Here is a 22,291-nt window from a genome sequence, read left to right on the forward strand (position 1 = left end):
GTTACCCGGGCGAGTCAGCTTGGCGCGTGGCTTGCCCGGGTTTGTAAAGCTATAGCTCCTGCGGTGCGCGAACCTTCTGTGTACGCTGCCTTCGCATCAGCCAGTACGCGGCCGGCAAAACCAACATGGACATCAGCGGCGCGGTAATCATGCCGCCGACCATGGGCGCGGCGATGCGCTTCATCACCTCAGATCCGGCACCTCCGCCCCAGAGGATTGGCAACAGGCCGGCGATGATCACGGCCACCGTCATCACCTTGGGCCGCACACGCAGCACCGCGCCTTCACGAATTGCCTCCAGTAGGGCCGGATCACCGCTGCGCCCGGTATCCACACGCGCATGCCAGGCGTTCTTCAGGTACAGCAGCATGATCACCCCGAACTCGGCCGAGACGCCGGCCAGGGCGATGAAGCCCACGCCGGTGGCCACCGACAGGTTGAAGCCGAACCAGTAGAGCAGCCAGATGCCGCCCGACAGGGCAAAGGGCAGGGTGGCCATGATCAGCAGGGCCTCGCCGAAGCGGCTGAAAGTCAGGTAGAGCAGCACGAAGATAATCAACAGAGTCGCCGGCACCACCCAGGCCAGCCGCGCATTGGCGCGCTCGAGGAATTCGAACTGACCGGAGTAGGAGACGGTCATGCCGGCGTCGAGTTGTACCCGCTCGGCGACGCGTTGCTGCAACTCGCGCACGGTCGATGCCAGGTCGCGCCCACGTACATCGACATACACCCAACCGGACAGACGCCCGTTCTCGCTGCGCAGCATTGGTGGCCCTTCGGTCAGACTAACCTGGGCGACGGTGCCCAAGGTGATCTGCTGGCCGGCTTGCGTGAGGATCGGCATACGCCGTAGTGCCTGCGGACTATCTCGCCACTCCTTGGGATAGCGCAGGTTGATCGGGAAGCGGGCCAGTCCTTCAACCGTCTCACCAATATTGCTGCCGCCGATGGCGCCCGATACCACCGCCTGCACATCGGCGATGCTCAGGCCATAGCGCGCCGCGGCCAGTCGATCGATCTGGATGTCCACGTAACGGCCGCCAGTAAGGCGTTCTGCCAAGGCCGAACTCACCCCAGGCACCTCTTTGGCCACGGCCTCGATATCGCGCGTTATGCGCTCGATGTCGACCAAGGAGGTTCCGGACACTTTCACCCCAATGGGGCTCTTGATCCCCGTCGCCAGCATGTCGATGCGGTTGCGGATGGGCGGCACCCAGATATTGGACAGCCCCGGAACTTTTACCGCGCGATCCAGTTCCTCGATCAGCTTTTCGGGTGTCATCCCCGCGCGCCATTGATCGCGTGGTTTGAACTGCACCGTGGTCTCGAACATTTCCAGCGGTGCTGGATCGGTGGCGGTCTCTGCTCGCCCGGCCTTGCCGAATACCCGTGCCACTTCGGGCACCGTGAGGATCATCCGGTTGGTTTGCTGCAGCAGCTGGGTGGCCTTGCTGGCCGGCAAGCCGGGCAGGGCTGATGGCATGTACAACAAGTCGCCCTCGTCCATCGGCGGCAGAAACTCTCCTCCGAGTCTGCTGAGGGGCCAGAGACTGGACAAAAACACTAGCAAGGCCAGCGCTAGGGTCACCTTAGGCCAAGCCAGCACCCACTCCAGCACCGGCCGGTATGCACCGATCAGCCAACGATTCAAGGGGTTCTGTTGTTCGCTGGGGATATGCCCACGAATCCAGTAGCCCATCAGCACCGGTACCAAGGTGATCGAGAGGCCAGCAGCGGCAGCCATGGCATAGGTCTTGGTGAATGCCAGCGGGCCAAACAGGCGACCCTCCTGGGCCTCCAGGGTGAAGACCGGGAGGAAAGACAGGGTGATGATCAAAAGGCTGAAGAACAGCGCCGGCCCGACCTCGGCCGCAGCTTCGCCGATCACCCGCCAGTGCGCCTCGCCCTGAAGCGGTTCACCGGGGTGTCGAGCCTTCCAGGCCTCGATGTGCTTGTGCGCGTTCTCGATCATCACCACGGCGGCATCGACCATGGCGCCGATGGCGATTGCGATCCCGCCCAGCGACATGATGTTGGCATTGACGCCCTGGTAGCGCATGACGATGAAGGCCATCAGGATGCCCAGGGGCAGGGTGATGATCGCGACCAGCGACGAGCGCAGGTGCCAGAGGAAGATCAGGCAAACCAGGGCAACCACCGCGAACTCTTCCAGCAGCTTGTAGCTGAGGTTATCGATGGCGCGGTCGATCAATTGCGAACGGTCATAGGTGGTGACCACCTCGACGCCGGCCGGCAAGCTGCCCTTCAGGCTGTCCAGCTTGGTCTTCACCGCGGCGATGGCATCGCGGGCATTCTTTCCGGAGCGCAAGATGACCACGCCGCCTACCACTTCACCCTGGCCATCCAGCTCGGCAATGCCACGACGCATCTCTGGCCCCAGCTGAATGGTGGCCACCTGACCCAGCAGCACCGGAACTCCGCTGGCCGAAGCCCGCAGCGGCACATTGCGGAAATCCGCCAGGCTCTCTAGATAGCCTGAAGCCCGCACCATGTACTCGCGCTCTGCCAGCTCCAGGATGGCGCCGCCGGTTTCCTGATTGGCGCTCTTCAGCGCCGCTTCGACCTCCTGCTGAGTTACCCCATAAGCCACCAGCTTCTGCGGATCGAGCAGCACTTGGTATTGCTTGACCATGCCGCCGAGGGTGGCCACTTCGGCTACGTTGGGCAGGCTCTTGAGTTCGTACTTGAGGAACCAGTCCTGCAGTGCCCGCAGCTGGGCAAGATCATGCTGGCCGCTGCGGTCGACCAAGGCGTACTGGTAGATCCAGCCCACGCCGGTGGCATCCGGCCCAAGGGTGGTGGTAACACCCTCGGGCAGGCGTTCCTGCGCCTGGTTGAGGTACTCCAGCACCCGCGAGCGCGCCCAGTAGAGGTCGGTGTCGTCCTCGAACAGCACGTAGACGAAGGAGTCGCCGAAGAACGAGTAGCCGCGCACCGTCTTCGCCCCCGGTACCGAGAGCATGGTTGTGGCCAGTGGGTAGGTCACCTGGTTCTCGACGATCTGCGGTGCCTGTCCGGGAAAGCTGGTTCTGATGATGACCTGGGTGTCAGATAGGTCCGGCAGTGCATCCAACGGCGTGTTGCGCAGCGACCAGATGCCCAGGGCGGTGATGAACAGGGTCGCCAGCAGCACCAGAAAGCGATTGCCGATAGACCAGTGGATCAGGCGTGCGATCATGGCTGGTCTCCTTCCTTGCTGAGCTGCTCGATCATCAGGCCGGAGTTTTTCTGGCGGGCGCCGATACGTACGTGATCTCCTGGCTTAAGTCCCACAGCTACTTCTGAGCTGACCAATGGAAAAGCCATGGTCATACCTGGCATATTCAGGCTCTCGAAGGGCCCGTGCTCCAGGGTGACTGACTCCGCGTCCAGAGCACGAATCACACCGTGAGACACATGCAGCCCCTCCGTGCTGTCCTGTTCTGCATTGCCGGCCAGGATGCCCTGCAGGCTGGCTTCCGAATCGATGAGGAACTGGCCGGAGGTAACGACCGCCTGACCTTCCTCGAGACCGGACAACACCTCCAGACGCCCATCGGCCTCGCGGCCCAAGGTGATTTCCTGGGGGCGGTAGCGTCCGTCGCCTTCGGCCAGCATCACCAATGCACGCTTGCCGGTGCGAATCACGGCTTCACTCGGCACAAGAAGCGTGGATTGTTCGACGGCACTGTTCAGGCGTACGGCGGCGAACATGCCGGGGCGCAACTTACCGGCAGGGTTGGGTAGCTCGCTGCGTACCGTGAGCGTGCGCGTTTGCGGATCGGCACTCGGCAGCAAGGCTATGACGCGGCCCAGCAGCGGTCGATCAGGAAAGGCCGTCAGGTTGGCGCGGATCTCGTCCCCGACCTGGATACTTCCGGCCATGGCCTCGGGTATCGCCGCATCGAGCCAGACACTGGACAGCCCGTTGATCAACGCCAGATCCTGCCCGGCTTCAACGGTCATCCCGGCGCGTACCTGCAAGGCTTGGAGCTCGCCGCTGATAGGTGTGGTGAGGGTTTGCACTGCCCGCGGTTTGCCGCTGCGGCGAACCTGCTCTATCAACGCTTGTGGCATGCCGAGCAGGCGGAGGCGCTCTTGGGCCGCAGTGATCAAGCGGGCGTCACCGGTACGCAGTACCGCGAGGAACTCCAACTGCGCGGCGGACCACTCGGGAATCAGCAGGTCGACCAGGGGTGTTCCAGCTGGCAGTACATCGCCAGGGGCACGCCCGTAAACCCGCTCGACGAATCCGCCAGCGCGGGCCTGGAGGTTCGCTACCTCTCGCTGGTTATAGGCCAGGGAGCCGACCACCTCGATATCCGAGGGCAGTACACCGCGGATCACCGTCGAGGTTCGCATTCCGAGGTTCTGCACGGCTTGAGCGGGGACGCTCAGGACAGACGGATCTTGCTCGGATCCTGCGTATTTAGGGACAAGCTCCATATCCATGAAAGGTGACTTGCCCGGTTTATCGAAGCGCTGCTCAGGCTGCATCGGGTCGTACCAATAGAGCACCTTGCGCTCGTCCGTCGGTGCGGAGCTAGGCAGTAGCTCGTGTTTGGCTTGCCGCTGGGCCAGCCAGTAGCCACCGCCCGCCGCGCCAATGCCCACGGTCAGCACGGCGACCGCAAAACCAAATGTCGATATCTTCATTTCAGGCCCTCCACATAGGCGTAGTACAGGCTTGCGGAGAGCTGGCTCAACTTGCGCTGCTGTTCAATCTGCCGCAGTTGCGCATCAATCAGGTCGCGCTGGGCAGTAATAACGGATGTGAGCTGGCTGTTACCGGCTTGGTAGGCGGCCAGTTCGAGATCGGCACGTTTGCTTGCAAGCGGGATCAAGGTTTTTTCGGTGCGTGACAAGGTCCTGCGCAGTTGCTCAAGCTCGGCAATACCGCCTTCCAGCTCAGCCTGATGGGCGCGCAGTAATGCTTCCTGCTCGGCTTCCATCTGCGACACGCTTTGTTGTCTGGCGTTGATCTTGGGCCCCTGACGTGTGCCTACGAACAACGGCAGGTCGAACGTGAATTGCACCATCACCATATCGCCGAACTGGTTGTCGCGATTGTTGTAGGCAAACTCAACACCCCAGTCGGGGGTCTTCTCGGCGATGGCCTCGTTCAGCTCGGCGCTAGCCTCGCCGACTCGGGCGGAGGCAGCGCGCAACTCAGGGTGTGAGGCAATGCGTTGCTGCAGGTGCGGTGCCACCAGGTTCAGATTGGGAACATCTCCTTGCAAAGGCTGGTCAGCCTCGTTGCCTATCCAGCGGCGCAGCTTGGCACGAGCTACTGCCACATCGCGATTCAGTTCATCTCGCCGATCTTGTAACGCCAAAGCTTCCTGGTCGGCCTGCAACAGCTCGCCAGGCTGAGCACTACCGCCGGCAATCAGCGATTGCACGGTCGAGCGGAGCATCTCGATCTGACGGTCCAGTTGATCGAAGAGGCCAACACTGCGTTCGGCGTAGTATACGTCCAGCCAGCTCACTGCCGTCTGGCGCTTGATTTCCAACTGCATGGCACGCTGCTCGGCCTCGGCCCGCGTCATGGAGGCTTCGGCCAGTTGGCGACGGGCCAGACGCTTGTCGCCGTTTGGTACCTCCTGCATGAGTCCAATGCGGCGCATGGTCATGGAGTCACGATTAAGTGTGTAACGGTCAGGGCCTTCGATCGGCAGGTTGTCGATGCCTATAATCAGCTTGGGATCGGGCAAGGCGTCTGCGGGCCCTACAGCCTGCTGTGCCGATGCCACCTGCGCCTGGCGCGCGAGGTTCTCAGGGGCACTCTGTTCGGCCAGAGCTTGGGCTCGTTCGAAGGTTAGGGGCTGTGCCTGCGCGGCAAGCCAGGGAGCTGCCCAGAATGCGGCAGCCAACACGCCGAGATAGCCACGGCGTGGAAAAAGGAAAGCGGACATGCTTTCGCCTCCAATGCGATTGATCGAGGTCGCAGCTACGAAACGTGGTCGCGACGATGCGCCTGACTGTAAGGCGCGGGATGATCACGGCATTAGACGAAACGAGGAGGGCGCCAGAGTCCTGCGGGCTCTCGCTTAATCACCGACTGGGTCAGCAATATCTCGGGGCGTGAGGGGAGAGGGGATATGCTCTTGATCACGGTGGTCTGGAGAAGTCCTCCGGTCTTGCATTCCTGGCCGGATTTGCAGGGGGACTTATTGGCCACCCCATCAGACGTGTCCATTTGCTCGCAGCACGGAGCATCGGCCATTGCATGGCCCTGATGATCGGCGCTCTGCATCGGGCAAGGTTGTGCCGGCATGCTGAAAGCCACACCGCCGAAGGTCGGCAGCACGAGGCTAGCAATCATTAGCAGGATCAATCCAATCCGACGCACAGCAATTCACCAGTCGGGGCAATAGGCCGACGATAGCAGATTGCCCCCGAGCCATGAATGCTCCTTTTGACGATAACAGCACTTCGTTGATTTGGATCAAATAGAGTGTCTAGTCTCACAGGGCGAGCTGATTTTGTAGCGGGTGAGATTTCAATCGAGCAAGCGATAGAGTTCAGGCCAAAGAGGATTCTATAATCACTCCACAATTAGCTATAAAGCTCATTAGTGCACAAAATGCAGCGGGATGTGGAACCCTGAGGTGCCGCTGAATGAACGCAACGCAGGGTATCGGCTGGCATGGCAGAGCCTGGATTTCACCCGGGCTGGGCATTTTTCTGGGGCAGGCGGGTAGCCAAGATTGGCATAGCCACATGGCGCATCAAATTACCGTCAGCTTGAACGGCAGCTTGACTGTGAAGTGTACATCCTCGTCGGTGACGGCAAGGGCCATCTGCATCAGGGCAGGGGTGGCCCATCAGATCGAAGCTGACGAAGTGTTGTCGATCTACCTCGACGCGCTGTCCGATGAGGCGCGAGCACTTCCCGATAACATCGGGGAGGGCATCACTCCGATTCAGATGGGCGATACAGCATCGCTGCGAAAATTGCTGAGCAGCTCCGATCCGTCAGCCCAGCAAATTCGGGAAATGGTGCGCCTTGTTCTCAACCTTACGACTCCGCCGGCCTCCGATCCGCGACTGCAGTCGGTCCTCGCTGCGTTAAAAGAGCCGATTAATGGCAGGCAGGCGTTGGCCAAGCGCGTTCATCTGTCGCCTACCCGATTCTCACATTGGTTCGTCGAACAGACCGGTCTGCCGCTGCGCAGCTACCGGAAATGGAATCGCCTGGTCATAGCGCTCCAGCATATCGCCAGCGGCGCCAACCTGACTGCGGCCGCCCACGCTGCCGGCTTCGCTGACGCTGCCCACTTTTCCCGCACCTTCCGCGACCTGTTTGGCCTCGACCCCTCATCTGCCTTGGGTCATGTCAGTCTGAAAGGCTGAATTCAGCTTTTCTGTTCAAGCGCCATCACAGGTGATTGGCACAAAGTGGAGTCATCTCAGGGAGGGCTTCACGATGGGCAATTCACTCAGGTTCATGATCCGCTGGCTCAGCTACCCAACAATCTTTGGCGGGGCCGCAGCTTGGATGATCTGGTTGCTCTACACGGGTATTCCGTATTGGCCCAGCACGCCGATCATTGCCGCCCTAGGGATTCTGCTGGTGGCGCTGCTGGAACGCGTGCAGCCGTTCCGTGACGACTGGTTGGAGGACCACCAGGATACCCTTACTGATATCATCCATATGGTCGTGAACCTGTCCGTGATCCAGATTACGGCGACCGTGCTGGCCCGGCTGGGCGATTGGGTGCCCGCAGAGTTCCGTGTCTTCCCAACAGAGTTACCGCTGTGAGCTCAGCTAGTCATTGTCGCCGCCGTGCTGGACCTTAGCTTGTACGCCATGCACCGCTTCAGCCATCAGGTTCCATGGCTGTGGCGCTTGCATGAGCCACATCATAGCGCTGAGCGGCTCTACTGGATGAACGGCGAGCGCCGGCACCCGTTGCATGCCGCCATCATGGCAGGGCCTGGGCTGCTCGTGCTCTTTGCGATGGGCACTCCTTCTGCACTCGTGGCCACCTGGTTCGGCATCCTGACGGTACATTTGGCCTTCCAGCACTCAAATCTGGACTACTCGTTGGGCTGGCTACGGCGCGTCATCGGCGTTGCAGAAACACACCGCTGGCATCACAAACGCGACTTCGAGGATGCGCAGGTCAATTTTGGTGAGTTCTTGCTGGTGTGGGATCAACTGCTTGGAACCTTCTATGACAGCGCAAGCAAGCCCAGCAGGGGTCATGCCGAGATAAGGGGAAAATTCATTCATTTGGAATGTAAGCCATTGCTCTGAAAGGCTTTCTATCCGGCAAGCGCTGGCTTGCACCTCATGGTCTATCTTTTCCGTCTGGTTCAAGGAAAGGAGTGACACATGGCATCCCTCGAACGTACCGCCTACCCTGTTTTGTCGCGCTCCTATTCGAGGGCCGAGCTTCAGCGTGAATTCAGCTTCTCCGAGGAAGAAGTCACGTGGGTCAAAAGTCGCTCTAATGCAGCATTCCGACTGAATCTCGCTGTTCTGTTCAAGACTTTTCAGGTACTCCGATACTTTCCAGAAATCGCTGAAGTGCCGGAGCCAGTTGTCGATTTCATCCGCACACAAATAGGTCTACGCAGCAAGGTTGCGCTATCACCCTACAAGTGGATGCAGCTTTACCGCCATATGAGTGCCGTTCGGGAAAAACTTGGGGTTCGACCGTTCTACGGCTCGGATGGTCAAGACATAGCATCCACGCATGCACAGTTGATGGCTCCCCTCCTCGAACAGCGCGCTGACATTATTAATGCGATCATTGACGAGTTGCTGCGCCAAAACTACGAGCTGCCCGCCTATTCGACCTTGAATGACCTAGCAGAAGCCGCTCGTGCAGAAGCACAAGAGAAAATCTTCAACCTTGTGGTAGCCAGAGCTCCAATCAAGGTGATCTATAAGCTAAGGGATCTTCTCGACACGGACTTCGGGCGTCGGCAGAGTGACCTCAACACACTCAAACAGGCACCCAAGAAACCCTCGCGCAAGCATCTGGAGGTACTGATCGACCACCTAGCCTGGCTAGAGAGTTTCGGGAAACTGGATGCCATTTTTGATGGGATCGTCGATACGAAAATTCGCCACTTTGCTGCCCAAGCTGCGGCGTCGGATGTATCTGAACTGAAGGACTGCTCGCTGCCGAAGCGTTACACGCTGATGCTTGCTTTGATCTACCGTATGCGGGTGCGAACCCGAGATCACCTGGCCGAGATGTTCATCCGAAGAATCTCCACGATCCACAAACGCGCCAAGGAGGAGCTGGAGCAAATCCAGGCACGTCAACGTCAGAAGTTGGAACAACTGGCGGCCACCCTGGACGGCGTGGTGCAGATTCTGGTTCAAGAGCCGGATGACCAGGAGGCTGGTAGCCTGATTCGAGAATACCTCTCCCCCGATGGCAACATGGATCGGTTGCGAGAGGTTTGTGCTGAAGTTCAGGCCACAGGAGGTAATAACTACTTGCCGCTGATCTGGAGGCACTTCAAGTCCCATCGTTCACTGCTGTTTCGCCTCAGCCACCTTCTCCAGTTGGAGCCCACCACCCAGGATCGCTCACTTATCCAGGCGCTTCAGCTCATTCAGGACAGTGAGAATCTGCACCGTGAATGGATCGATGAGCATGTCGACTTGTCGTTTGCATCAGATCGCTGGGTGAAGATCGTGCGTCGCCCTACCAGTGAAGGGCCGCCTACCAACCGACGTTATCTGGAGGTCTGCGTGTTCTCCTACCTGGCCAGTGAACTGCGCTCGGGTGATCTGTGCGTGCAGGGATCGGAATCCTTCGCCGACTACCGTAAACAGTTGCTGCCTTGGGAAGAGTGTCTCCAGCGGCTACCGGCATACTGCGAGAAGGTGGGCCTTCCTACCACAGCGAAGGAGTTTGTCGCCTCGCTCAAGAGCCAGTTGGAGGAAACCGCGCAACAGTTAGATGACAAGTTCCCTTCCTGTCGAGGGGATGTGTCGATCAACGATGCAGGCGAGCCGGTACTGCGGCGGGTGATGGCACGGGACATCCCGCCTTCAGCCATCTCGCTACAGACGGCGCTTATGCAGCGTATGCCAGCCAGGCACGTGCTGGACATTATGGCCAACATTGAGCACTGGATTCAGTTCACGCGGCATTTCGGACCGATGTCCGGCAACGAGCCAAAGCTCAAAGAGCCGGCCGAGCGCTACCTGATGACGATCTTCGCCATGGGCTGCAATCTCGGTCCCAGCCAGGCCGCGCGGCATCTGGCCGGTAATGTCACACCGCATATGCTGTCCTATACCAATCGCCGCCACCTCTCGCTGGAGAAACTGGACAAGGCTAATCGCGAGTTGGTGGAGCTCTATCTGCAACTTGACCTGCCCAAGCTTTGGGGCGATGGCAAAGCAGTGGCCGCAGACGGTACCCAGTTCGACTTCTATGACGACAACCTACTGGCCGGCTACCACTTCCGCTATCGCAAGATGGGGGCCGTGGCGTACCGACACGTGGCCAACAACTACATTGCAGTGTTCCAGCACTTCATCCCGCCAGGCATCTGGGAGGCGATCTATGTGATAGAGGGACTGCTCAAAGTCAGCCTTAGCGTCGAGCCCGATACGGTCTACTCCGACACCCAGGGCCAGTCGGCCACAGTATTCGCCTTCACTCATCTCCTGGGTATCAATCTGATGCCGCGTATCCGCAACTGGCGCGACCTAGTGATGTGCCGACCGGATCGAGGCGTATCGTACAAGCACATAAACCGACTGTTCACCGACACTGCCGACTGGCACCTGATCGAAACTCACTGGCAGGATCTGATGCAGATTGCGCTGTCGATCCAGGCCGGCAAGATTTCCTCGCCCATGCTGCTACGTAAACTTGGCTCTTACAGCCGGCGCAACAAGCTCTACCTCGCAGCACAGACGCTGGGCAGTGTTATCCGCACGATTTTCCTGCTCAATTGGATTGGCAGCCGAGAGCTGCGCCAGGAGGTCACTGCGAACACCAACAAGATCGAGTCCTACAACGGCTTCTCCAAGTGGCTCTCTTTTGGCGGCGATGTAATTGCCGAAAACGATCCGGACGAGCAGCAGAAACGTCTGCGTTACAACGACATGGTGGCTTCGTCGGTGATTCTGCAGAACACCGTGGACATGATGCGCATCTTGCAAAAACTAGCCCGCGAAGGGTGGCAGTTTACCGATGAGGACGTGTCCTTTCTTAGCCCCTACCTGACCAGTAACGTCAAGCGTTTCGGCGAGTTCAACCTTAAGCTCAACCGACCGCCGGAGCCCTGGATCAAGGATTCGGTATTCCAACAGGCTGCCGGCTCGTTGCGAGTCAACTCGACCAGTAAGGCCGCGGCCGAGGAGGCAATATGATCGAGATTGCGTCAGCGTCTTTTCGAGTCACACCCTACGGTGAGGTGGACATCGCAGCACTGGACAGAATGCGAGCCGGATTCGATACATCCCAACTTCTACGGCTAGTTGAAGGTCTGGATGCATGCCTCTCGGAAATGGGTGGTATCACCGCCTTGCGTGACGAACTGCTGAAATTGCACGCAATGGCACTGACTATCGTCGAGGGGACTGCCCCGGCTGCGCCCACCGAGAACGCGTGTATCTGGGCTGAAGCAGAATCTGTGCAGTTGGGCCTAGAAGCGCTGGCGACGTGGATTCGCTCCGCTCAGGGCTTCCTAACTCCCTTGACCAGTCTTGAGCCTGAGCATCAGCAGTAGCTCGTTAAACCGTATCAAGCCGAGCCGGAATCAGCCCGGCTTGATCAGTGACCTAGCGATTCGGTAGCCGCTGAGCGATCACGACAAAGAAACGCCGGCATTGCCCGAACGTCGACCAGTTCAGCAGCCAATTTGACAAGGGGCTGCGTAATCATAAAAATGTATATCTTTACTTGAGACTATGACTCATCATAACGAATCGCTCGCGAAATTCGAAACCTGACTTCTTATAAAGACTTACTGCTTTAGGATTATTTTCGTCCACTTCTAGATGAACTATTGCGGCACCTTGAGACTTCAAGAAGGACTTGACCTTTTCTAGAATCTCACTGCCAAATCCCTGTCCTCGGCACTGTTCATCGATATAAAATTCATCAATCCAGACCTCAATCCCCCTGAACTCGATACTGTAGCAATTGCAAGTAGCAATATATCCAATCTGCTTGCTGCCAAGACAAATAATCCAAACGTTGCCCTTTTCTGAAGATGACAAGAGAGGGCGAAGTGCAGCCAGCCTGTCTTCGTCAGTCATCTCAATACCATCGTATAGGTGGTATTTTTTCATTAGCTCCACGAGTAAGAGCTCATCATCTATTGAGGCTGAGATCAACTTGATATTTGAATTTTTGCTCATGGCATCTTCAGATCTTGGTCATCATTATTACGCCGGCAACGATTACGACTATGGCGCTCATGCGCTTATATGCGTCCGACGAGCTAAAGTTTTCGCTGAGTATCTTTGGGTCAACTATTGCTAGCCAATGACTTAAGGCTAGCACATATACCGGGTGAAGACTGACCAAAACCGAGACCACCGCAACGTTTCCACCAGCAGATAATGCGCCAATAAAAAGCGCGTATCCACCGGCGTCGAAGAGATTGCTCAGCGCATACACCGCCCAGCCCTTTGGTGGCATTTCGGAGACATCCTTTGCGATGGAATGGCGCCATTTCGGAACCAGCAGCATCAGAGTCCCGCCAAGACCGTAGCCTGCATAGTTAAACATAAGAACCGAGGGCAGGCTGTGACTCAGGAGCAGGTGATCGTATAGTAGCGTAGCCACCGCCCCAAAAACTGCTGAACCTATTAGAAGCAATACTGCTGATAAACTTATCGAGCCTGGTCTCCCTTTGCCGATTGCCACAGCAAAGTAAACCCCGACAAAAACCAAGGCAATGCCGAGCAGCTCAATCCCTGTTGGCGAATAGCCAAGCAAGAGGATCGATACGACAAGCACCAGCAAAGGAGTTAACTGATGAAGCGCAATCGCAGTAGAGATATCGACCGACTTCAGCGGCATTGCGTATAGGAAATACATTCCAAAAATGCATAATCCTGACAGCAGGTTCAGAAGCGCTGAGGTTGTGTCAAAGTCAGATGGTGTAAAGAGAAGAAAAATCAGCGCAGAATAAAGAAGATTTCCAATGCTCAGGAGAAATATAAATGTAGTCCAGTGATTCGCATGATGGATCACTGCCAGCTTGTCCAGGATATTTGAAAGGCTCCACAGCAGTGGAGCCATAAGTGCCATAACTAACCAGGTCATTTTCCTCGAAGTACCTCTAATATGGTATCGCGACTATCCTTCAATAAAACATGAGAAAAGTCGTCGGTGTCATGGTCAAATATAAAGGTTCGCTGATAGTCGAAGCTCTCTGAAGTTTCGAATTCCACAATCTTGTCTAGAATCGCCTCAACCTCATCAAAGCGATGAGAGTGATTAAGGCGAAGAATTTTCATTGCATTACCGTAATGGGCTGCCTCATCACGGGCAGCATATCTAATCCAGGTTGAAAGAGACTCGTTTTCAAACGAGTCAAAGAAGCTTACATCTTGCTTGTAGGCTCTTGTGCTGGTCACTTCATCAAATGCGATAGAGAGAAGAATTGTGAATTCATCCTTCATGAAGTCTTCGATATGAGAAAAGTCCGGAGAGTTCGATCTAATCTCGCGATCAATCATGTCTTCCGGCATGGAGTAAAGTACGCTATTAATCTTTCTCAGTCCGCGATAATGATTTTGCTCATCGAGATGCCACAGGCATACGAACTCGATAAATTCATTGCTAAATTGAATGTCGCGACGGCCAAACAAGTAGCGCAAGAAGTTTATTGAATCAAATTCAGAGCTCATGTCATGCCAAAAGAAAGGCCGACGCTCCTCGAGCTTTGAGGGATTCGACTTTATCTGTTCAATTGACAAACCCTTCAGCAACTCCAGGGATGACCATTCGTAGCTTTTAAGACCAATACCCGACTTAACATTTGACACTTGAACGCTCCTTGTTCAGAGGACAAAATTTGAGAACAGCCAGGGAGAGTCGCTATCTATGGCCGAAAAGGTGCCTGGGTTGTTTTTGGTAGGATTCCAGTCCGAATAAACCCCTTTTAGTTCGCCTAGATACTGTGAAATATAAGATAGTGCCACTTCATGATCCATGTCTTCGGCTTCAATTATTCCTGCCGACGGATGGCTCAGTATCCATAAGTAACCGGAAAGAACTCCGGCTGCTACCTGTAACGTTGTTGCAGTGTTGAGAGTGGCAAGTTCCTTGGCCTTTTCGATGCTTAAGATAGATCCATACCAATAACTAGATTTTTCGTGCCCCATAAGAAGAACACCGAGGTAATCAGAACCCGACAATATATCACCAGGACGAAGTACTTTTGTCTTTTCTGGAGTCATGCAATCATTGCCGAACCATTCATGTACAGAGAGAATTGCTTCATCGCTTGGGCGATAGGCATAATGGACAGTTGGTCTATATGTCTCATCGGCAGTTCTGAGCGTCAAAAAGTCAGCAATTGAAATTGCCTCGTGATGAGTTACCAAATAACCTAAGCTAGGGCCGTTAAATGGCGTCCATGTCTTAACTCTAACAGAGGCCCCTGGCTTCTCAATATAGATTGCTGCTCCGCATCCATCTGTATGCATTGACGCATCCGTGGGTAGACTTCGCTCGTGACTTCCCCAGCCCAACTCTGCCGGTTGTTGCGACTCACTTATGAACCCATGCACTGACCAAGTATTTACGAACTCACCCCTCTCCCTAGATTTCTGAGAAATTTGCGAGTCGTACTCTGCGACATGGATTACTTTGACACCCAATCTTTGGCTTAGGATAGCCCACTGCTCTTTATTAGAGGGCTTTTTACAATCACCCAATATCTCTTCCGCTAAATCTAAAAGAGCACGTTTAACGAAGTGGGATACCAACCCAGGATTCGCGCCATGCGCCACGAGAGCCGTCACCCCTGAGCCTAGCCTCTTTTTCAGAGACAGCATTTGTTCTCTTAAGTGATAGTTAGTTCGCTTATGCAGTGGTATGGTTGGGTCATCATATCCGCCCTTCCACGGCTCAATGCATGTGTCTAAATAAAGAGCCCCTGCGGAGCGGCATAATTCTATCAGGGCAAGACTTGAGACATCGGTTGATAGATTTATTAGAACCGTCCCTTCACCAAGAATCGGCACAAGAATGTCGCGATAGTTGATTTGATCAATTGCAGAGTTGATAAATTTTAAGCCAAAACTGTTAGCAAAGTACTCAATAAGCGGTGGTGTTTTTGGATCGATCGCGTAGATTTCTAAAGTAGATAAGTCGTGAACCTTAGAAAGGAGAGGAAGGAAGGACTGGGCAATCGTTCCTAGTCCCACAAAGACAATTCGCTGGGGGGGATTAATTGAAAAATCCATTCAAGCATCCTTACTGTCTATTATGAAAATCTGTTTCCCTATGCCTGCATGTCTACTTTGAACTTGGCTGGCATGTCAAATTATTTTTCTGGATCGCCTATATTTTCTTTTTAAATCAAATACTTAATCGATAGTTAACTTCGGAGAGGGAGGTGCCAACTGGGCAGGTTTTAGTCAGCTCCGTGGCAAGTGACAATGATTTTCACTTGCACATCACGCACTATGCAGTTTTTGGGCTTGCCCGCTTGAAACTCCCTTCTTATCGCCGCACTCGTTGGAGCTTGCAATCAAGACTGGCAGCCAGGCCCAGAGAAGGGGCCAGGCCTTAACCGCAGTGGAGCGCTTGACCAGCGTTTCGGTCGACAAGGCCAGGATCAGATCTAACACTGTTGGCGGCAGCGGTGTTGATGGTCATGTGTCCCTGGACGTCTTCTTCTGTTGGGGAAAGAAGAAAAACGTCTTCTGCGGCGGCGCGATCAGGATATCGGTGGACTTGATGCTCGTGCCTTTGCGCCGCCTGCTCTTGCCTTCCTTGTCCACTGCCTGGATATCGCCGTTGGCCACCGCGACATCCAGGGCCAGCTTCACGCGACTTTCGTCTGCCATGGTGAAGTTGGTGAGCTCCGTCATGAGCTGGATGAAGGGACGACGCTCGACTTCGAATACCTGTTTGGGTAGCAGCTCGGACAGTTCCCCGCGAATCCGGGTATCAGTCACTTGGTCGAACTGGTGTTCTCCTTCGCAGAGTAGGTCCGGCTGGCCGGTCACCCCCACATCCCGGTTAGCGTCGTAACCAAAGAAGCAGGACGGTGATAACAGGTGGGAGAAATTGTTGCCGTACTTCCAGTGTATGGCTTTCATCACGTCGTTGGCGCGGTAGCTGTTCGCCAGGTGGATGAACCAGTAGGCCATGGGGTTGGTGCCGTGTGGGCGAATGAAGAACACCGTCATGAACTGCGCGCCGCTTTCCTGCTTGATCCCGTCCGACAGATAGCGCTGGATCAGGTACTGCCAATCCTGGGAGCTATGTGCTTTTAAGTGCCGTAGCTGTTCCCAGGGGACATACTGTTCTAGACCGATACTGGCAATAGCCTTGCGGTTGGCGTGGCGGTCCGCTAGGTACGTGATTAGAAAGTCGACATTGAAGGTCAGCAGGACCTCAGCATTGCTGAGGTGCTGGAAGATCCATTTGATCTGGCCGAATGGCACGTCTCCGTAGCCGTACTGATCGAGCAGAAACAGAACGCGCTCGCTTTTTCCAAAGGCCTTGAGGCTTTGCGCAATGGCCGGAAGAGCTTTGGTGAACTCGGCGGTATGCAGGTGAATGTCCTGTCCAATGCGGGCCTGATGTCCGCGGCTGGCCAGGACGGCGTGCAAGCAAGCAGTATTCTTCGGCTTCACATCCACAAAGTGATGCTGCGAGCAGATCGGTCGATACTTGATGCGCCCCACGTTGTTGCGCACTTCCGACTCCTGGATTGCTTCCAGGGCGATCACCGGGGAGCCGAAGTGGTGACCGCCTGCGCTGTCGTTATATATACCTCCACCGCTGAAGCCATCGACAATTGATAGGCCAAGCAGTGGCATTTGCTGATTCCGCATCAGGACATCGATGTAGGCCTGGATGTAGTCGTCGATGATCTGGTGCTTGATCTTGCTGTGTGGGTCGATGGTGGGAAAGGTTTGGGTTGCCCAGTCCCAGCGGTACTTCTCGTCATCCTTGGCCATCGGGTCGTCCTTGTTTTGGTATCAGGCGAGGGTCAGCAGCGGAATTTCATCCCAGGTCTGGCCCTTCAGCAGCCGGCCATTAGCTTTCTTTGAACGCTTCACGCCATCGGAGCCCCAGCCGCCCCATTGTTTGAAAAAGAAAGCAGCGCCAAAGGCATCGCACTGGCGGTGGATGTTATCCACCCACTCCTGCTTCATTGGCCGGGCCTTGGCGCCGGACTCGCCGCCGACGATGACCCAATGGATGTCAGTCAGGTTCAGTTCACCCAAGTCTTCTAGTAAGGGTTCCGCGGAGAGGAAACGGATCGCGGCGTTGATGCCACGCAGGCAGTCGATTCTGGGCACGCCGTACTCCCGGTCCTCGACCGAGACCCCCAGCCAAGCGTTGGCCGGCGGTGTGCGCTGGCTGAAATAGTCGGCCAGGCGCTCGGCCCGCTTAGTGAGGATCTGGAAGGTGTGCTGTGAGGCCTGGTGGATAACCGCGAACACCTGGTCGATGTAGGTGTCCGGCACCTGCTCATGGAACAGGTCAGACATGGAATTGACAAAGTAGATGGTCGGCTTCTTGCGCTGCAGAGGCTCCTGCAGTTTCTCTGGGCGCAGGCTGAGGCGAAAGCCGTTCTCGTAGCCGGGCGTGCCCATGGCCTGCAAGCGACGCGCCATGTTCTCGGCATAGCAGTGTTTGCAGCCCGGCGACACCTTGGTGCAACCCACCACCGGGTTCCAGGTCATTTCCGTCCATTCGATGCTGGTCTGCGTACTCATTGCACCGTCACTCCTGTCGTGCGTCGATGTTAGTGAGAAGCTGGCACTTGAGTCAAAGTGCTGGCATTTAGTTCGAGAGCAGGCCTCGCAGCGAGGCCGCCAAAGGAGATGGCAGGGTCGATGTAGCGCATCGCCGATTTGATGTCCTTCCACCCCACGTAGGTCATTAACGCCTTAATGTCCCAGCCATTGGCCGTGGCCCAGGTGGCGAAGCCTCGACGCAATGAGTGGCTGGTGTAAAGGTCAGCCTGGATCCCCGCACGCTGGAGTATCTGCCGCAGTAGGACGATCAGACTGCCAGGATTCAAGCCAGCCTCGTTCAAGTTGCCCCAACGGTCCAGCCGACGAAAAACCATCCCTCGAGCAATCCCTGCTGCACCGATCCAGTCGAGATAGGCCTGTACTGGGCACAGCCGCCTCAGCGCAGGTACGTAGTGAGTGGTGCCAAGGTTGTCCCGGTCACCCTTGCTCCAAGGCAAAAACAGCGTCATGCCAGCACCGGCTTCGGCTTGAATGTGCTCCACCTGCAAGCGGCACAGTTCATCGCTACGAAAGCCTCGCCAGAAGCCGATTAGTAGCAATGCCGTATCCCGCCGACAGCGCAAATATCCCGCCAGGTCTTCGGCTTGAAACAGACACATAGCCTCCTGCTCCAACCACTCAACCGCATGCTCCAGATGCTGTAATTGCAGCGGCGCGGCCTGCTTTGTCTGGCTCGGGTGCAGGGTGCGAATTCCCTTCAGTACCTGGTGTACGGTCGGGGTCTTGGTGGGATCGGGGAAGCCGTGCCTGATATGCCACTGCGCGAGGGCGGCGAGGCGCTGCTTTAGCGTGTTGAGGCTCAGCGTGTCGGCGTAGTCCACCAGGTAACGCACGATGGAGTCACTCGTGGCCGGCAAGAAGCCGCCCCAGGTCACCTCGAAATGTTCGACGGCCGACTGGTAGCTACGCCGGGTGTTTTCCCGCGTGCCGGCTTGCAGGTAGCGCTCGACGTCCTTCATCGCCCGTGCGTGCCCTTTGTGTACTGGGAAACGACCGCGAAGCAGCCGTTTTTGCCAATCATATTGAATAATGCTCCATTATTTTATCTGATTTATTTGCTTTAAACGCGCTTTACATCAATTAAATATAGTATATAAATACATAGTATGTAATCTAATACGAAATCGTAGGAGCAGATCATGGCCCGCGGCGGCATCAACAAGGCACTGGTTCAGAAGGCGCGGCAGGCAATTCTGGCGCGGGGCGAGAACCCCAGCATCGACGCGGTAAGGGTCGAACTTGGCAATACCGGCTCGAAAACCACCATTCACCGCTACCTGAAAGAGCTCGAAGACGCCGAGCGCGGCCGAGATACGGCCTCGATCCCGCTCAGCGAACAGCTGGCCAATCTGGTCGGCCAACTGGCAGATCAGTTAAAGGAAGATGCGCAGGCGGCCGTGGCCCAGGAGCGCGAACAACTGGCACATGACCGGCTTGATTTCCAGAACCAAGCGCGGCTGGCCGAAAGCCGAATCCAGCAATTGGAAAGTCAGTGCAGCGGGCTCACAGAACAGCTCCAGGTTGTCAAGCACGCGCTACAGCAGGAGCAGCAGCGACGCCAACAGGGCGAGGTCGAGAATGCCCGCCTGTTGCAGGCCAACCGCGACCTGGAGGAGCGCCTGCAAGACCGCGATGGGCAGATTCGCTCGCTAGAGGAAAAGCATCAGCACGCACGTGACGCCTTGGAGCACTACCGCCAAGCCAGCAAGGAGCAGCGTGAGCAGGAACAACGTCGACACGAGTCGCAGATGCAGCAACTGCAACTAGAGCTACGGCAATTGCAGCAGACCCTGATCGTCAAACAGGACGAGTTGACCCAACTGAACCGCGACAATGCGCGCCTGCTCGCAGAAGCGCGGCAGTTGCAAAAAGAGCAGCATGCGCAGCAACAGCTACTGGCACAGAAAGCTCAGGCCCTGGAGGCCTTGCAAAACACGCTGACCGGCGCCGAGCGCTTGAATGAAACCCTGGAACAGCGTTGTCGCACATTGCATGAGGAGGTGTCCCGGCTGGGTGAAGCCTCCGCGATCCAGACGCAACAGGCGCAAGGCCTGCAGGAGCGCCTGATCGAAGCCACTGCACAGCTGAAGCTACTCGGGGCGCCGCTTGCGAACAGCGATGGCGCACGTAGCCCATGAACCGGCACACTGAGCCTATGCGCTGAGTGGAGGTGAAGATGACACTACTTGAGACTGCCAGTGAGGGGGCTGCGGAACCTGTCCGCTTGACTACGCCGCTGGGCCAGGCCATTGGTAATCTGTTCGCCCGGGCCTTGCCGCTACTGAATGGCAATCCGCCAGGCTCGCTCAAGGTCTTCATCTTCGGCGGCTGCGCGGTGCACCTGCTCACCCATGCGCGTGGTAGTGCGGACATCGATGCGGAGATCGAGGCGGCCCGTGTGCTGCGTAAGGAAGAGATCATGGCCGTCTATACACCGCCAGAGGGTTATGAGGACAGCGACGGCCGCGACTTGCAGGTGTACTTGGATCAGAACTACACCAATGCCCTCGGGCCATTGCACGAGGACTACCGTGAGCGTGCCATCCCCATGCAGGGTTTCGAGGGTGAGCAGCCGCTGCATGTTTTCGTTGCTGCCGGCGTGGATCTGGCAATATCCAAGCTCGGCCGCTTTACGGAAAACGATCAATCTGATATCGAACAGCTCATCGAATGCGGCCGTGTCGATGTCGGCCAGTTTGTTACACTGGCAACAGAGGCAATCGATTATGCTGTGGGCAACCGAAGCGCAATGCTAGGCTGCCTGAAACTGGTCACAGCGAAGTACCTGGAGGATCGGCGAGATGCCACGTCTGGATCGTAAACAAAGCTTTGGCGCGCTCCTGGAGACTGTCACTCAGCAGCGCCTTAGCCAAGTTGCGTCCGATGCTCTCGTGGAGCTCGCCAAGCAGTTGTGGTACGAAGAGCGCGACCTCGTGCCGGTATTGCAGCGTGAAGTGGCGGGCAAGCTGCGCCAGCCTGAACAGAAGCTGCGTGCCCTCTATCTGGTCGACCTGCTGCGTCGCTTTCCCTGTGTATCAACGGACAAAGCCGCGCGCCTAAAAGGCTTTGTCAGCAGCTGGTCGAACCTGAAACCGGCAGAACGCTCGCCGCGGGCGACCCAGTTGGTCTCTCGCTACAAGCTCGACAAGCTGGCCTATGAGTGGGGGCTGGAAGAAGACGTCAGCAAGCAGATGCAGGATGTTCTGGCTTTCCAAACCCGCCATTACGCCGCCACTCAGGGCGTGAAGACGGGCTATTCAGAGCCAGCGCCCATCGGCTAGCAGCCGGGCACGGCAAAATGGACGCGGAATGGCCAACTCGAATGACGACCGAAGATTCGCTGATCTAACACACGAGGCATTAGCTGATGTGAGCGAGGGTTTGGTGATCGATCACGCATTGGTCGAGACCTGGGCCCAGAGCCTTGATACCGACACCCCAGTGCCTTTGCCAACTCCAGATCGGCCTACTTAATTCGCAGCAGGCCGAACTCATCCTGAGCGGTATCGGGCTCCTCATCAAACATGGTGTTGACCATGCGCTTGCGGCGAAGATGGCTCAGGGTTCTGAAGAAGCAGACTTCGCACAGCCGAACCTCATAACGCTCACCGTCGTGCTTGGAACCATGCCCCCAGTTTGCCTGAAGGGTTCCAAACTGTTGGCCATAGCCTTCTGCGCGAATGCTCTGGCAGCAGACATCACAAGTGATGTCTATGACCGTTTCAGGCGGTGGAGTATTGGTATGCTCCATGGTCAGTACCTCCAGCTGCGGGCGGGCGGTGGCCATCCAAACCTTAGAATCGCTTCACTGCTCCAGAACTCCGATAAGGGTCACACTGGCAGGCCATATTCAATCGCATGAATAGCCTGCTGCACGGCGCGCGTACCAGCTTCTGTTGCCAACAGTTCGACCGGCCTCTCATTGGCCAACACCACATTCGGTGCCGTTAGCCAGCGGAGTGCACCTTCTAGGTCCCCTTCGTACAGCTCCAGTAGCGCATCGAGAGTCTCAACAAGGCGACAGAAAACCTCACTTGCCTGCAAAGACATTGCCGCACTGAGGGAGGATACTCCGACCCATTCCGCTATCTGGACGGGCGATCGCCCAAGCGCCTGGGCCAGATCAGAGACCAACGAAGCAGGCAGACCCGTCAGTACCGCCACATGCAAGCGGTAGTGGGGGTCGTCTCAGAAAACGGAAAATAAAGCACGCTAAGGCATAGCCGAACCTGCCAAGCTTGCTCCACCCTGTAGTGACGCGATCAGCGGGCAGGAAACGTTCCCCCTTCGCGCATGGCAGGCGCACACCAACTCAGACAGCACGGCCTCCATGCGCGCCAGGTC

At 56.6% G+C, this 22,291-nt stretch carries 20 protein-coding genes and 1 pseudogene; 8 read left to right on the top strand and 13 right to left on the bottom strand.

Annotated features, from left to right (window positions below):
- Window positions 1–49 precede the first annotated feature (49 nt).
- From HMPREF2924_RS10500 to HMPREF2924_RS10510, 3 genes are read right to left on the bottom strand one after another with little or no spacing between them, the layout of a single operon-like run.
- The gene (locus HMPREF2924_RS10500) at window positions 50–3,199 is read right to left on the bottom strand and encodes an efflux RND transporter permease subunit (RefSeq protein WP_003117283.1); all 3,150 of its coding nucleotides are present in this window, start codon (window positions 3,197–3,199) and stop codon (window positions 50–52) included.
- A complete protein-coding gene (locus tag HMPREF2924_RS10505) occupies window positions 3,196–4,656 on the bottom strand; it encodes an efflux RND transporter periplasmic adaptor subunit (RefSeq protein WP_003117282.1) in 1,461 nt (486 codons plus the stop codon). Before HMPREF2924_RS10505 ends, HMPREF2924_RS10500 begins: the two co-directional genes overlap by 4 nt.
- Window positions 4,653–5,915: a TolC family protein gene (locus tag HMPREF2924_RS10510; RefSeq protein WP_003117281.1), complete on the bottom strand. Its 1,263-nt coding sequence runs from the start codon at window positions 5,913–5,915 to the stop codon at window positions 4,653–4,655. The genes HMPREF2924_RS10505 and HMPREF2924_RS10510 overlap by 4 nt, the downstream gene beginning before the upstream one ends.
- Window positions 5,916–6,621: 706 nt before the next feature.
- Between HMPREF2924_RS10510 and HMPREF2924_RS10520 the strand changes: the two genes are divergently transcribed.
- The 5 genes from HMPREF2924_RS10520 (at window position 6,622) to tnpC (ending at window position 11,715) form a co-directional block, all read left to right on the top strand.
- Window positions 6,622–7,356, top strand: coding sequence for a helix-turn-helix domain-containing protein (locus HMPREF2924_RS10520; RefSeq protein WP_003117280.1), 735 nt, complete (start codon window positions 6,622–6,624; stop codon window positions 7,354–7,356).
- Between the two features lie 73 nt (window positions 7,357–7,429).
- Window positions 7,430–7,765, top strand: coding sequence for a hypothetical protein (locus HMPREF2924_RS36390; RefSeq protein ID WP_003151159.1), 336 nt, complete (start codon window positions 7,430–7,432; stop codon window positions 7,763–7,765).
- A 12-nt stretch (window positions 7,766–7,777) separates the two neighbouring features.
- Window positions 7,778–8,263 carry a sterol desaturase family protein gene (locus tag HMPREF2924_RS36395; RefSeq protein ID WP_255250524.1) on the top strand — a complete coding sequence of 162 codons (486 nt, stop codon included), beginning with the start codon at window positions 7,778–7,780 and terminating at the stop codon, window positions 8,261–8,263.
- A 78-nt stretch (window positions 8,264–8,341) separates the two neighbouring features.
- Complete coding sequence (locus HMPREF2924_RS10530) at window positions 8,342–11,356, top strand: Tn3 family transposase (RefSeq protein ID WP_003120170.1); 3,015 nt, start codon at window positions 8,342–8,344, stop codon at window positions 11,354–11,356.
- A complete protein-coding gene (tnpC, locus tag HMPREF2924_RS10535; protein WP_003111043.1) occupies window positions 11,353–11,715 on the top strand; it encodes a Tn3 family transposase post-transcriptional regulator TnpC in 363 nt (120 codons plus the stop codon). Before HMPREF2924_RS10530 ends, tnpC begins: the two co-directional genes overlap by 4 nt.
- 169 nt (window positions 11,716–11,884) lie before the next feature.
- On the opposite strand, the gene HMPREF2924_RS10540 is transcribed toward tnpC, so the two are convergent.
- The 7 genes from HMPREF2924_RS10540 to HMPREF2924_RS10565 form a co-directional block, all read right to left on the bottom strand.
- Window positions 11,885–12,349, bottom strand: coding sequence for a GNAT family N-acetyltransferase (locus HMPREF2924_RS10540; protein WP_003120171.1), 465 nt, complete (start codon window positions 12,347–12,349; stop codon window positions 11,885–11,887).
- Between the two features lie 7 nt (window positions 12,350–12,356).
- Window positions 12,357–13,262: an EamA family transporter gene (locus HMPREF2924_RS10545; protein ID WP_003120172.1), complete on the bottom strand. Its 906-nt coding sequence runs from the start codon at window positions 13,260–13,262 to the stop codon at window positions 12,357–12,359.
- Window positions 13,259–13,987, bottom strand: a complete 729-nt coding sequence (locus tag HMPREF2924_RS10550; protein WP_003111046.1) for a hypothetical protein — start codon at window positions 13,985–13,987, stop codon at window positions 13,259–13,261. The genes HMPREF2924_RS10545 and HMPREF2924_RS10550 overlap by 4 nt, the downstream gene beginning before the upstream one ends.
- Window positions 13,988–14,002: 15 nt before the next feature.
- A complete protein-coding gene (locus HMPREF2924_RS34250; RefSeq protein WP_003111047.1) occupies window positions 14,003–15,412 on the bottom strand; it encodes a saccharopine dehydrogenase NADP-binding domain-containing protein in 1,410 nt (469 codons plus the stop codon).
- Between the two features lie 411 nt (window positions 15,413–15,823).
- Complete coding sequence (locus HMPREF2924_RS10555) at window positions 15,824–17,140, bottom strand: three-Cys-motif partner protein TcmP (RefSeq protein ID WP_003131866.1); 1,317 nt, start codon at window positions 17,138–17,140, stop codon at window positions 15,824–15,826.
- 21 nt (window positions 17,141–17,161) lie between these two features.
- Entirely contained in the window at window positions 17,162–17,905 is a 744-nt protein-coding gene (locus HMPREF2924_RS10560) for a DUF5131 family protein (RefSeq protein ID WP_003111049.1), read from the bottom strand.
- Between the two features lie 29 nt (window positions 17,906–17,934).
- Window positions 17,935–18,906, bottom strand: coding sequence for a site-specific integrase (locus HMPREF2924_RS10565; RefSeq protein ID WP_003111050.1), 972 nt, complete (start codon window positions 18,904–18,906; stop codon window positions 17,935–17,937).
- Between the two features lie 180 nt (window positions 18,907–19,086).
- Between HMPREF2924_RS10565 and HMPREF2924_RS10570 the strand changes: the two genes are divergently transcribed.
- From HMPREF2924_RS10570 to HMPREF2924_RS10580, 3 genes are read left to right on the top strand one after another with little or no spacing between them, the layout of a single operon-like run.
- Complete coding sequence (locus HMPREF2924_RS10570; RefSeq protein ID WP_003131937.1) at window positions 19,087–20,085, top strand: DNA-binding protein; 999 nt, start codon at window positions 19,087–19,089, stop codon at window positions 20,083–20,085.
- A 38-nt stretch (window positions 20,086–20,123) separates the two neighbouring features.
- Complete coding sequence (locus HMPREF2924_RS10575; RefSeq protein ID WP_003131939.1) at window positions 20,124–20,768, top strand: DUF6036 family nucleotidyltransferase; 645 nt, start codon at window positions 20,124–20,126, stop codon at window positions 20,766–20,768.
- Window positions 20,749–21,228 (top strand): hypothetical protein, encoded by a 480-nt coding sequence (locus HMPREF2924_RS10580; protein ID WP_003124105.1) that lies wholly within the window; start codon window positions 20,749–20,751, stop codon window positions 21,226–21,228. Before HMPREF2924_RS10575 ends, HMPREF2924_RS10580 begins: the two co-directional genes overlap by 20 nt.
- Before the next feature lie 185 nt (window positions 21,229–21,413).
- Here HMPREF2924_RS10580 and HMPREF2924_RS10585 read toward each other — a convergent pair whose 3' ends face one another.
- From HMPREF2924_RS10585 to HMPREF2924_RS36400, 3 genes and pseudogenes are all read right to left on the bottom strand, one after another.
- Window positions 21,414–21,734 (bottom strand): hypothetical protein, encoded by a 321-nt coding sequence (locus tag HMPREF2924_RS10585; protein WP_003124104.1) that lies wholly within the window; start codon window positions 21,732–21,734, stop codon window positions 21,414–21,416.
- A 44-nt stretch (window positions 21,735–21,778) separates the two neighbouring features.
- On the bottom strand, window positions 21,779–21,997 hold the full coding sequence (locus HMPREF2924_RS36950) for an MbcA/ParS/Xre antitoxin family protein (RefSeq protein WP_169311285.1): 219 nt from the start codon (window positions 21,995–21,997) through the stop codon (window positions 21,779–21,781).
- Between the two features lie 162 nt (window positions 21,998–22,159).
- A pseudogene (locus HMPREF2924_RS36400) lies at window positions 22,160–22,291 on the bottom strand (MerR family transcriptional regulator); the annotation flags it as partial.

This window comes from Pseudomonas sp. HMSC063H08 (assembly GCF_001813645.1).
Classification (GTDB): domain Bacteria; phylum Pseudomonadota; class Gammaproteobacteria; order Pseudomonadales; family Pseudomonadaceae; genus Pseudomonas; species Pseudomonas aeruginosa.